Here is an 11,321-nt window from a genome sequence, read left to right on the forward strand (position 1 = left end):
ACAGGTGCCGAGGATACCCCGTCTTACCCTTTGCTGTAACCCTCTCGCCTGACTAAAGGCGCTTACGGCCTGTAAACAGACTGATGAGGAATAGGACAATACCCACTACGAAGACGACTTTTGCGGCCCAGGCTGCCGTACCAGCTAGCCCACCAAAACCTAATGCCGCAGCGATTAAAGCAATAATCAAAAATATAATGCCCCAGCGAAACATAAGCCTCTCCTTCCCGTTTTAAAAAATGGCTTTCTACCCGTCATACTTCAAGCCGCAGGAGTGTTAGCTGCACTCAATCACCCGAATCACTTACCAATGTAAGCTCATCGGTACTCACTCGCTTGCCGCCTTCCTGCAACTCGAATTATTTAGGGTATGTAAACTCGCGTTCAAAAATCACTCTTTAACAGTAGCGTATTTGACAGAAGTCGTATTATTTGGATTTGTGGATGAGTTATTTGGCTGACAAACTTATTAACGGGTATCCCGTGGATTATTTTATTTCCCCACGAAATACCCATCAGCCGATAATAATTAAGGTTTGATGCTCAGATCATTTTTAACGCTTTTCACGCCATCAACGGCTTTAGCAATACTTTCAGCACGTTCGGACTGAGCTTTATTCTCAACACTACCTGATAACTGCACCACACCTTCGGTGGTTTCTACTTTCACTTTACGTGAGGGTACGATGTCATCAGCCAGCAATTTGGCTTTGATTGAACTGGTTGTTGCAGCATCGCCAGCATATTCACTGACTGATTGTGATTTCTGGTCTTTCACATGCAGCTTATCGCTGACAGATTTAACGCCTTCAACGTTTCCGGCAATTTCAACGGCAGTTTCAGCTTCAGCCTGAGAAGTCACAAAACCAGTCAGAGTGACCACACCATGGTTGGTTTCAACAGAGATATCAGTGCTTTTAAGAGATTTCTCTTCCAACAGAGCGCTTTTCACTTTAGCTGTTGCAGCGCTGTCACCCATGTAGTTATCGACTTTCTTCATGGAGCTATCGAGTTTCGCGCCGGTGCTGTCTACTACGTTGTTTGTCTTATTGAGCATGGTGTCTTCAGCGAACACGCTACCACTCATAAGTGCAGTACCTAAGACAATAGCCATCATTGAACGGGCAAATTTTGTATTTGTCATCGATTTCTTCCTTTGTCGTTATAAACCGTAAAGGGTTATGAAACTTAACTTGTTATAACACCCAAACTTACGGATTTTACGCCACCCAGAGAGGTGACCAGTTGATGAATACTTTACGATTACTACAGGTTATTTGACCTAAAATTGATGCACGTCAATCCTGCGTGTACCTATAAAGATAGAGCATCTCAGAATAAATACAGTCGGAATCGCCCTAAAGCCGGATTTTTATGATTAAGTAGGAGTTATCCTAAGGAGGAAATAGTGAAGACAATTAATGAATCGGGGTACCCTGTACCCCGATAGAGTGCGGCTTGGCGGGTGATTAATGTTCGCGAGTTTTACGGAAATTCACTTCCGGGTAACGTTCTTGCGTAATATTAAGATTTACCATCGTTGGGGCGATATAGCTCAAGTTATCACCACCATCTAATGCCAGATTAACCTCATTCTTACGTTTAAACTCTTCGAACTTCTTCACGTCATCACATTCAACCCAACGGGCAGTAGAGACGTTAACTGATTCATACACCGCTTCCACGTTGTATTCACTTTTCAGTCGTGAAGAGACCACTTCAAACTGTAGAACACCGACTGCGCCAACAATCAAATCGTTGTTGGTCAACGGGCGGAACACTTGCACCGCACCCTCTTCTGACAACTGAACCAGACCTTTTAGCAACTGCTTCTGTTTCAATGGATCACGCAGGCGAATGCGGCGGAACAATTCAGGGGCAAAGTTCGGTATGCCGGTGAACTTCATATCTTCACCCTGGGTGAAGGTATCGCCAATTTGAATGGTACCGTGGTTATGCAAGCCAATGATATCGCCAGCAAAAGCTTCTTCTACATGAGAACGGTCACCAGCCATAAAGGTCAGTGCGTCTGAAATTACTACGTCTTTCTTGGTTCGCACCTGACGCAGTTTCATCCCTTTCTCAAAACGGCCAGAAACCACCCGCATAAAGGCAACACGGTCACGGTGTTTCGGATCCATATTTGCCTGAATTTTGAAAACAAAACCGGTAAATTTGGGTTCAGCAGCAACCACTTCACGGGTATCGGTTTTACGTGGCATCGGGGCCGGAGCCCATTCAACCAAGCCATCCAACATATGATCGACGCCGAAGTTACCCAAAGCGGTACCGAAGAACACCGGCGTTAAGTCACCAGACAAGAAAGCATCATGCTCGAATTCATGAGAAGCCCCCTGTACCAGCTCCAGCTCCTGACGGAACTGTTTAGCCAAGTCCTCACCTACCGCTGCATCCAAGTCTGGGTTATTCAGCCCTTTGACGATGCGCACTTCCTGAATGGTGTGGCCTTTACCCGTCTGATAGAGATACGTTTCATCTTTATAAAGGTGGTAAACCCCTTTAAACAACTTACCGCAACCAATCGGCCAGGTGATTGGTGAACAAGCAATTTTCAGCTCACGTTCCACTTCATCCAGCACTTCCATCGGATCACGAATATCGCGGTCCAATTTGTTCATAAAAGTGAGGATTGGTGTATCACGCAGACGAGTTACTTCCATCAGCTTACGGGTTCGATCTTCAACCCCTTTTGCCGCGTCAATCACCATCAGACAGCAGTCCACGGCGGTCAGAGTACGGTAAGTGTCCTCGGAGAAGTCTTCATGCCCCGGGGTATCGAGTAAGTTAACCAGACAACCGCCATACGGAAATTGCATCACCGAGGTGGTGATGGAGATCCCGCGTTGCTTTTCCATTTCCATCCAGTCTGATTTGGCATGATGGCTTGAGCCACGGCCTTTTACCGTACCGGCGGTCTGAATTGCGTGTCCGAACAACAACACTTTTTCGGTAATGGTGGTTTTACCGGCATCGGGGTGGGAAATGATCGCGAAAGTACGTCTTTTCGCGACTTCCAGTGCGTATTCACTTGGAGACATAATTTGAGATTTCTACTTTTAAGCCGCCCTGCTCTGGGCCTCATATCCTATTGATATGCGGGTCAGGCAAAGCGAGGCATTGATTGTGGCGCTATACCCTGCTTATTGGAAATTGCAGCAGGCTTAGCGGCAACTCCTATCACGTCGGGTATAAGTGGCTATAGCGCGGTATTTTCTCTGATTTATGCGAGATAGACAATTTATTCAAGACAAACAGTCGTTATTCAAGACAAACAGTCATTATTCACGACTGACAATCGGCAAAACGGGGCTATCCCATCGGCAGCGCCATCATAATGGCATCTTCACGCCCATCGGCACTTGGGTAATAGTTGCGCCGCACAGAAACCTCGTTAAAGCCTAAGCTCTCATAGAGGGCGATAGCCCGTGCGTTTGAAGCCCGCACCTCAAGCCAGAGAGTGACGATATCACGTGTTGCCAACTGCTCAATCAGATGTTCAAGCAGTAAACGGCCATACCCCTGTCGCTGATAGTGCGGATCGATGGCGATATTAAACAGCGTCGCTTCATCCAACACCATTTGGGTAATGGCGAAACCGACCATTTGTTGACTGACACTCAACTTAAAATTGAGATAGCGCTCCCCTTGGTTACTGACCAGGGTTTTTTCCGTCCACGGGAAAGCGTGGCTGGCTTGCTCAATTTTGTACGCTGTGGCCAGATCGGCTGGCGTCAGGATAGAAATCTGCTTCATGGTGACAAATCTGCTGCCAAAGTGCGCGCTTAGCGCTCGCGTCTTGATAAAGTCCGGCCAATGCCGGGCTGTGTAACTGCGCGCCAGCGACCGCAAGCGGTTCACTGATGCCCAATCGCCAACTGTTGCACTGCGTATCTTCCGGCAACATTGCAACCCTGTCCGGCGTCAGTGCATAAGCCTGACGCGGCGTGAGACCCAAGCTGTGCAACACATCACACAACAGGGGATCATCATATTCAGGAAGCAGGTGTGCCACAATCAGCAGTCGGGTATCTTCGGGTAAACGAACTGCGATTTCACCCTGCAAGACGGCCGGGCGGCGCAATGTCCACTGCGTAATGCCTAGCTGTTGTAACAGCAAGTCTCGTCTTGATGCCATGCCATTTCCTGTCAGAGCGACCCGTATTTCGACGCTATGCTAGCAAACCCATCGAACATGCGCCAACAAACCTCTATAATCCCCGATCATATTATTAAGGAGCCAAAGACTGATGTCAGCATTAACCCCAGCCAGTGAAGTGATACTGCGCCATAGTGATGAATTTATAGCCCGCCATGTGTTGTTTGCCGGTGATTTACAAGATGCGCTGCCAGCGCAGTTTGATGCAGCCGGGGTACGGGTTCATACCAATCAATATCACCACTGGCAATTACTGAGCAATACGCTGGAAGAGAATGTGCAATTCGGTCTTTTGGCAACTGCCGACATGGTGGCTAACTGCGATACGCTGGTTTATTACTGGCCGAAAAGCAAACAGGAAGCCCAGTTCCAATTGGCTAATCTCCTTTCGTTATTGCCTGTCGGCACCGATATTTTTGTGGTGGGTGAGAACCGTAGTGGCGTGCGCAGTGCAGAAGAAATGTTATCTGAATTTGCGCAGTTGACTAAAATCGACAGCGCCCGCCGTTGCGGTCTGTACCATGGCCGGTTGGATAAACAGCCGGAATTTGATGCCGATGTCTGGTGGGAAAGTTACCAGGTGGGCGATGTGACAGTTAAAACATTGCCTGGCGTATTCAGCCGTGACTCGCTGGACTCCGGCAGCCATCTGTTACTGTCTACGTTCAGTGAGCCATTTAAAGGCAATGTGCTGGATGTCGGCTGTGGTGCAGGTGTGCTGGCCTCTGTATTGGCGCAGCAATCACCTAAAATCAAATGGACCCTGAGTGATGTCTCTGCGGCCGCTATTGAAGCCAGCCGAGCAACATTAGCGGCGAATAACATCGACGCGCAGGTGATTGCCAGCAATGTCTATTCCGACATTAAAGGCCGCTTCGAGATGATTATTTCGAATCCACCGTTCCATGATGGTATTCAAACCAGCCTGACTGCGGCGGAATTGTTGATCCGCGGCGCAACAGCTCACCTGCATGTCGGTGGTAAATTGCGGATAGTGGCGAACTCCTTCCTGCCTTACCCTGCACTGCTGGATGCGGCATTTGGCAGCCATGAAGTGCTGGCCCAGAATGGCCGTTTTAAGGTGTATCAGGCAACTGTCGGGCGTGCGCCACGAGACTCCAAGAAAAAACGTTAAAACTAGGCGTTAAGATGGGCCATCCCTTCCGCGCCGTAGCGTTCACCCGCTGCGGCATGGAACGGGAATACTGCATCCAGTGCTGCCAGCTCTTGCGGGCTGAGTGCCAGATCGAGTGCCGCCAGATTCTCTTCCAGATAAGCACGCCGTTTGGTCCCAGGGATTGGGACAATATATTTCCCCTGCGCCAATACCCAGGCCAGCGCCAGTTGAGAGGGTTTAACCCCTTTCGCGCGCGCCATTTCCACCACCGCATCGGCTAATACCAGATTCATGGCAAAATTATCCCCCTGAAAACGCGGGTTATGACGGCGAAAATCATCAGCAGCCAGATCTTCCGGGCGGCGTAACGCTCCGGTCAAAAAACCGCGCCCCAGAGGGCTATAAGCCACAAAACCCACACCTAACCGTTCGCAGGTCGCCAATACAGAGGATTCCACATCTCGTGTCCAGAGTGAGTATTCACTCTGTACTGCGGTAATTGGATGCACCTGATGGGCCTTCTCTAATGTTGCCGCTGAGACTTCACTCAAACCGATATGACGTATTTTACCGGCAGTGACCAAATCAGCCAGAGTGCCAATCACATCTTCAACCGGTACACTCGGGTCGCCACGATGCTGGTAATAAAGGTCAATAACATCAACACCCAACCGCTTCAGGCTACCGTCAACAGACTTACGAATATAATCAGGCTGGCTACTGACGCCCCGCACTGTCGGGTCAGTCGGATCACGTACAATACCAAATTTAGTGGCCAGAAAGACCTGATCACGTTTGCCTTTAATGGCGCGTCCAACCAACTCCTCATTGGTAAACGGGCCATACATGTCAGCGGTATCGAGTAAAGTCACCCCCAACTCCAGCGCGCGATGTAACGTCGCAATGGATTCATTCACGTCCTGATTGGTGGAGTAAAAGTCACTCATCCCCATGCAGCCAAGCCCCAGCGCTGAGACTAGCGGGCCATTCGAACCTAATTGACGTTGTTGCATTGTGATATTCCCCGTTAATGATGTCGGAAGAAAGTGTGGTTGTTTAGCGAGGAAAGATAAATAATGCAGATTGCTCATTACTGTTCAAAAAACACCAACAATGGACGAGTGCAATCATGGACCAAATACAAGCTATGCGGATATTTGTCCGTATTGTTGAATTAGGTAGCTTCAGTCGCGCGGCGGAGAAACTACAATTGCCCCGTGCAACGGTCAGCCATACCTTAAAACGGTTAGAGCAGCGCTTAGGCGTGCGTTTATTGGTGCGCACCACCCGGCAAGTGAATATCACCGCGGAAGGCACACTGTATTACCAGCGTTGCTTGCAATTACTGTCGGCGTTTGAAGAGGCTGACTCGCTGTTCAGCCATCAGCGGCTGCAACCGGAAGGAAAAGTACGCATTGATATGCCACATTCGCTAGCCCGCAATGTGGTTATCCCCGCACTAAATGACTTTTATCAGCGTTATCCCCATATCACGCTGATTCTCGGCGCGAATGACAGTACCATTGACCTGATGCGTGAAGGTGTCGATTGTGTTTTGCGTGCATGGCTGCCCCATGATGAACAATTAGCAGCACGTAATATTGGTCAGCAACCACAGATAACCTGTGCGTCACCAGCTTATCTCGCCAGATATGGTGTTCCACAGTCCCTCGACGACCTGACCGGCCATCAAGCGGTGGGGTATTTCTCACAGATAGATGGCCGTGATTACCCATTAGAATTTGTTTATCAGGGGAAAGTTGAAAGCCGCACATTACCTGGTATCTTGAGTGTCAATGGTGCCGATGCTTATATCGCAGCCGGTGTCGCAGGCCTAGGATTGATTCAAGCTCCCACGCCAGGTATTCAGAGCCAATTAACCCAAGGCGAACTGATTGAGGTGTTGCCCCACTGTCCACCACCGGCCATGCCGCTGTTTATTATGTTCCCTGCGGGGCGTTTTCTTGCCCCTAGAGTAAGAGTGCTGATTGACTGGCTGATTGAACTGTTTTCCGATTATCCACAGTTATCACCAACACAACCAAGCGGGCGTTAAAAACTAAAAATACTTCTGTAATCAAATCAATTGCTCAACATATGATGCTTTTTACAGCAAACGTCCCGCTTAGGGGAAATAAGTATTGACCTGAACGCGAAAATCTCTAGAATTCGCCTCCGTAGTTGCTTTATAAAAGTGATGTTCCGGTACGCGATGGTGGCGGAATTGGTAGACGCGCTAGCTTCAGGTGTTAGTGTTCTTACGGACGTGAGGGTTCAAGTCCCTCCCTTCGCACCAAACATACTTTTCTTGGCGATTCGTAGTATATCCCCAAAGTAATTGGTATTGCAGGCAGCAAACAAACCCAGATAGGCTTACTCCGGTAAGTGATTGAGGTTTAATAGCCTGTGGCTTCAAGTACGAGGGGAGATTTATATTGCACAGCACATGCGATGGTGGCGGAATTGGTAGACGCGCTAGCTTCAGGTGTTAGTGTTCTTACGGACGTGAGGGTTCAAGTCCCTCCCTTCGCACCAAGCTGGTGATATAAATCCTAAGCTTTACTTTTTTAAGATATACCCAAAATAATTCGAATTGCAGAAAGGCGGCAAACGAGTGAACTCCCAAGAGCTTACACCAGTAAGTGACTGGGGTGAACAAAGGCAGCCAACGCACATGTAGTTTGAAGTATGACGGATATAGCAGTAAGAAATCATTTGGGCGATGGTGGCGGAATTGGTAGACGCGCTAGCTTCAGGTGTTAGTGTTCTTACGGACGTGAGGGTTCAAGTCCCTCCCTTCGCACCACAATGATTTCAAAAGCACAGTAATACCTCTCTTCTGGCAAGACCCCTTCCTAAAATACACGTAAATACCTGTAATACAGAAAATTCAGCCAATGCTATTGGGTTCAATGCATCCCACTGTGCATTAACACCGCCATCAGGCCACCCAACAGCGCCAGACATGATGGCAGCAATAAGAAATGCCGTAACCGCGCGTGATACAACATGCTAACCGTGGCTAGCATGGCGAGCACAATCAGGATACGTAACTGACCGACGGTGATATCAGCCCATCCCAAAACCGGCAGTAAAGCAAAAGGCAGCAATATCCCCCAACCACTAGACATACCACGGCTCAATAACCCACTGATCCCACACCAGCGATAAGCGGCTAATCTGGCTGTAATCATAACAACGGCCCCAATTGATAATGATAACTAATATCATATATCACTCTATCGTAGTCTGCACTATGAAGTTGTTAGCAGCGGACAGACAGCGACAACATCAAGTTAAGAAACATCATGATGACAGGCTGAAACAAAAATGGTAATTTTGGTTAAGAAAATTCCTAAAACGATACTAAAGCGCTTCAAACAAAAATAATTACTAAGAAAAACTATTTATCGTGATGCCTAAATAATAGGGCTTCATGAGGATATTGTTTATTTGTCTACTGACAGCACGACATTATGCAGAGTGAATTGAATATGAATAGCCATTCCTACGATCAGCTTCTGAAAAGTAAGCATCGGCTCTCTTTACTGCTTTTTTTATTTCTTAATGCGTCGTCTTCTATTTTTAGTATGATATTACCGTCACCTGAAACGCCAGCAGTGACATTACCGATAGTACTGATCACGGTTATCAGCCTGAGCGCAGCAACTTATCTGATTTTTATTTCGAAGAATTATGCCAATAAACTGAATTTATTTTCAATAATCATGGGCGTGCTTTGGGCCTGGCAAATCATTCTTAAATACGAATATTTGGGTAATAATGAAAATAACTACTTACTACTCAGCCTGTTTACGATTTTCTTTATCAGCACCATAGCCCTGTCTGATAATTTCCTTGCTTTTTGTCTACACAGTGCACCAGCAGCATTAACCGTTATTTTACTCGACGATTTTCAAAATATTTTCCGTATTGTATTCACCATCATGCTGCCACTGATTGGTTTCTCCTTACATCATTTGATGCTACGTCGTAGTGATGACTTTACCCGAAAACTTGTCGCACGCCTTTATAATGAAAGGGAAAAATTCAGTGATTTAAGCATGATAGATCCCTTAACCAGTTTGTATAATCGCCGGGGTCTGGAGAATAAACTTGAAACACTACTGGCTCAGTCTCCCGGCAATCATTACGTATTGTTGCTCGATATCGACCATTTTAAAGCTTATAACGATAACTATGGTCACACGATGGGGGATCAAGCACTGGTACGTGTTGCGGCGGCTATCCGTGATGCTGTTCGTTCACGGGATATCGTGGTGCGCTACGGCGGCGAAGAGTTTTTAGTGTTACTGACTCATGTGAGTGAAGAGTATGCAAGCCAGCTGGCTGAGCGCGTGCGCCAACGGGTTTTAGGACTTGATATTCCACATGTTTTTAACCATAAAGTTTCTACAACCGTGACATTGAGCGCAGGTATTTCTCCTCTGCAAGCCTATGATCTGGCCTCCTCGCTTAAAGCCGCGGATGAAGCACTTTACCGGGCCAAAAAAGATGGCCGGAATAAAGTTGCCTTTGCCGGAGAGAAATTATCAAACGTTGAATCGTCACCTTGATTAAATGACGCGGTACAAACTCAATTATTATTTTCATCGATAATGGTTGAGTTTAATACTGCAATATTATATTTCACTTTCATTATGTTATTAAACCTTGTCATTGCATCTAAAAAAAATAAATCACTAGCTCATCTGCTGGCAGATAACATCTATTTAAGCGAATCATCCTTCCGCACAGTTGAACATAATTAGCGTTTAAAACTGTAAATTGCGCTATTACCCCCAGTTCAAATACCCATCCATCATCCAGGCAATGTTGCTCAATGTCTCAGGGTAATCTGGCCCATATTCGTATATCACAATACATGTACAATAATGATTATCATTTATAGAAAGAAAAGCCATGCAGGAAGAGTATTGCGAATCAGGGTCTGGGGCTTATCACTGTTTTTTACTATAACGGATTATTTTGTTGCTTTGCTAAACCGATTCTTCTACTTTTAGCAGCAAATAGGATTGAAGAAAACAGGGGTTTATCATGGAAAATACCATTTGGGTTTTAGGTGATGCTGTAATTGATTTAGTTCCTGAAAATTCAAATAATTACCTTAAGTGTCCAGGTGGCGCACCTGCCAATGTGGCGGTCGGCATCGCCCGATTGGGCGGTAAAAGTGCCTTTATTGGCCGGGTTGGGCAAGACAGTTTTGGTCGTTTTATGCAGCAGATATTACAACAGGAAAACGTCGATACCCACGCGATGACACAGGATCCGCTGCACCATACCTCTACAGTTGTGGTGGATTTAGATGAGCATGGCGAACGCACTTTTACATTTATGGTGACACCGAGTGCCGATCTATTCTTACAACCAGATGATTTACCTGAATTTAAAAACAATCAGTGGCTGCATTTGTGCTCTATTGCCTTAAGCCAAGAGCCGAGCCGTAGTGCCGCCTTTGAGGCGATGCGCCGTATGAAAGCCGACGGTGGTTGGGTCAGCTTTGATCCCAATATCCGTGCCGATATCTGGCGCGAACCACAAGCGTTGCTCCCCTGTCTGCAACAGGCGCTGTTATTGGCCGATGTAGTGAAACTGTCGTTGGAAGAACTGAACTTTATCTGCCCAGATCAGGATATTGCTGGCGCAATGGAACAGTTGATGGCCGACTATTGCTGCAAATTGCTACTGGTAACACTGGGTGCCAATGGCGTTTGGGTGCATAACCGCCATCGTCTGCAAAAATACCCGAGTAGGAAAATCACCCCAATAGACACGACTGGCGCGGGTGATGCCTTTGTCGCTGGGTTGCTGACAGCATTGGCACGGCTACCAAATTGGCATTTAGGTGCAGATCTCACCGCCGCCATCGATCAGGCGCAAGCCTGTGGTGCTTTAGCCACCAGCGCTAAAGGAGCAATGACTGCGTTACCTAATGCTCAACAGTTGCGGCATTTTCTTCAACCCGACCACTAACTGCATAAATCCTCTTCCGCATAAACCATTTAG

The 11,321-nt window shown here is 47.2% G+C and carries 11 protein-coding genes and 3 tRNA genes; 7 read left to right on the forward strand and 7 right to left on the reverse strand.

Annotated elements, in window-relative coordinates; genetic code table 11:
• Positions 1-52: 52 nt before the first annotated feature.
• From V1955_RS19020 to V1955_RS19040, 5 genes are all read right to left on the reverse strand, one after another.
• Entirely contained in the window at positions 53-214 is a 162-nt protein-coding gene (locus tag V1955_RS19020; protein ID WP_004876076.1) for a DUF1328 domain-containing protein, read from the reverse strand.
• Between the two features lie 315 nt (positions 215-529).
• Positions 530-1,144, reverse strand: a complete 615-nt coding sequence (gene osmY, locus V1955_RS19025; RefSeq protein WP_083160696.1) for a molecular chaperone OsmY — start codon at positions 1,142-1,144, stop codon at positions 530-532.
• A gap of 325 nt (positions 1,145-1,469) precedes the next feature.
• Positions 1,470-3,059 carry a peptide chain release factor 3 gene (prfC, locus tag V1955_RS19030; protein WP_005191790.1) on the reverse strand — a complete coding sequence of 530 codons (1,590 nt, stop codon included), beginning with the start codon at positions 3,057-3,059 and terminating at the stop codon, positions 1,470-1,472.
• A gap of 271 nt (positions 3,060-3,330) precedes the next feature.
• Positions 3,331-3,774, reverse strand: coding sequence for a ribosomal protein S18-alanine N-acetyltransferase (gene rimI, locus V1955_RS19035; RefSeq protein ID WP_083160698.1), 444 nt, complete (start codon positions 3,772-3,774; stop codon positions 3,331-3,333).
• A complete protein-coding gene (locus tag V1955_RS19040) occupies positions 3,719-4,156 on the reverse strand; it encodes a DNA polymerase III subunit psi (RefSeq protein ID WP_083160700.1) in 438 nt (145 codons plus the stop codon). Before V1955_RS19040 ends, rimI begins: the two co-directional genes overlap by 56 nt.
• A 112-nt stretch (positions 4,157-4,268) precedes the next feature.
• Here V1955_RS19040 and rsmC point away from each other — a divergent pair, with 112 nt between their 5' ends.
• On the forward strand, positions 4,269-5,312 hold the full coding sequence (gene rsmC / locus V1955_RS19045; RefSeq protein ID WP_442821280.1) for a 16S rRNA (guanine(1207)-N(2))-methyltransferase RsmC: 1,044 nt from the start codon (positions 4,269-4,271) through the stop codon (positions 5,310-5,312).
• A gap of 2 nt (positions 5,313-5,314) precedes the next feature.
• Here rsmC and V1955_RS19050 read toward each other — a convergent pair whose 3' ends face one another.
• A complete protein-coding gene (locus V1955_RS19050) occupies positions 5,315-6,307 on the reverse strand; it encodes an aldo/keto reductase (protein WP_442821281.1) in 993 nt (330 codons plus the stop codon).
• A 116-nt stretch (positions 6,308-6,423) separates the two neighbouring features.
• Between V1955_RS19050 and V1955_RS19055 the strand changes: the two genes are divergently transcribed.
• From V1955_RS19055 to V1955_RS19070, 4 genes are all read left to right on the forward strand, one after another.
• The gene (locus V1955_RS19055; protein ID WP_442821282.1) at positions 6,424-7,350 is read left to right on the forward strand and encodes a LysR family transcriptional regulator; all 927 of its coding nucleotides are present in this window, start codon (positions 6,424-6,426) and stop codon (positions 7,348-7,350) included.
• Positions 7,351-7,503: 153 nt separating this feature from the next.
• A tRNA-Leu gene (locus V1955_RS19060) sits at positions 7,504-7,590 on the forward strand.
• A 152-nt stretch (positions 7,591-7,742) separates the two neighbouring features.
• A tRNA-Leu gene (locus V1955_RS19065) sits at positions 7,743-7,829 on the forward strand.
• 184 nt (positions 7,830-8,013) lie between these two features.
• Positions 8,014-8,100, forward strand: a tRNA-Leu gene (locus V1955_RS19070).
• Between the two features lie 103 nt (positions 8,101-8,203).
• Here the strand turns inward: V1955_RS19070 and V1955_RS19075 are convergent.
• Positions 8,204-8,488 carry a DUF1435 domain-containing protein gene (locus V1955_RS19075; RefSeq protein WP_193784732.1) on the reverse strand — a complete coding sequence of 95 codons (285 nt, stop codon included), beginning with the start codon at positions 8,486-8,488 and terminating at the stop codon, positions 8,204-8,206.
• 282 nt (positions 8,489-8,770) lie between these two features.
• Between V1955_RS19075 and V1955_RS19080 the strand changes: the two genes are divergently transcribed.
• Positions 8,771-9,871, forward strand: coding sequence for a GGDEF domain-containing protein (locus tag V1955_RS19080; RefSeq protein WP_083160708.1), 1,101 nt, complete (start codon positions 8,771-8,773; stop codon positions 9,869-9,871).
• 481 nt (positions 9,872-10,352) lie between these two features.
• On the forward strand, positions 10,353-11,288 hold the full coding sequence (locus tag V1955_RS19085) for an aminoimidazole riboside kinase (RefSeq protein ID WP_083160711.1): 936 nt from the start codon (positions 10,353-10,355) through the stop codon (positions 11,286-11,288).
• The last annotated feature ends 33 nt before the right edge of the window (positions 11,289-11,321 follow it).

The organism is Yersinia sp. 2545 StPb PI (assembly GCF_052217125.1).
Lineage (GTDB): Bacteria > Pseudomonadota > Gammaproteobacteria > Enterobacterales > Enterobacteriaceae > Yersinia > Yersinia enterocolitica_E.

What these genes read in the sequence shown, in the direction of transcription:
- rimI (WP_083160698.1), bottom strand. Translation starts at nt 3,774, where the DNA reads ATGAAGCAGATTTCTATCCTGACGCCAGCCGATCTGGCCACAGCGTAC.
- osmY (WP_083160696.1), bottom strand. Translation starts at nt 1,144, where the DNA reads ATGACAAATACAAAATTTGCCCGTTCAATGATGGCTATTGTCTTAGGT.
- V1955_RS19055 (WP_442821282.1), top strand. Translation starts at nt 6,424, where the DNA reads ATGGACCAAATACAAGCTATGCGGATATTTGTCCGTATTGTTGAATTA.
- rsmC (WP_442821280.1), top strand. Translation starts at nt 4,269, where the DNA reads ATGTCAGCATTAACCCCAGCCAGTGAAGTGATACTGCGCCATAGTGAT.
- V1955_RS19040 (WP_083160700.1), bottom strand. Translation starts at nt 4,156, where the DNA reads ATGGCATCAAGACGAGACTTGCTGTTACAACAGCTAGGCATTACGCAG.
- V1955_RS19050 (WP_442821281.1), bottom strand. Translation starts at nt 6,307, where the DNA reads ATGCAACAACGTCAATTAGGTTCGAATGGCCCGCTAGTCTCAGCGCTG.
- V1955_RS19085 (WP_083160711.1), top strand. Translation starts at nt 10,353, where the DNA reads ATGGAAAATACCATTTGGGTTTTAGGTGATGCTGTAATTGATTTAGTT.
- prfC (WP_005191790.1), bottom strand. Translation starts at nt 3,059, where the DNA reads ATGTCTCCAAGTGAATACGCACTGGAAGTCGCGAAAAGACGTACTTTC.
- V1955_RS19075 (WP_193784732.1), bottom strand. Translation starts at nt 8,488, where the DNA reads ATGATTACAGCCAGATTAGCCGCTTATCGCTGGTGTGGGATCAGTGGG.
- V1955_RS19080 (WP_083160708.1), top strand. Translation starts at nt 8,771, where the DNA reads ATGCAGAGTGAATTGAATATGAATAGCCATTCCTACGATCAGCTTCTG.
- V1955_RS19020 (WP_004876076.1), bottom strand. Translation starts at nt 214, where the DNA reads ATGTTTCGCTGGGGCATTATATTTTTGATTATTGCTTTAATCGCTGCG.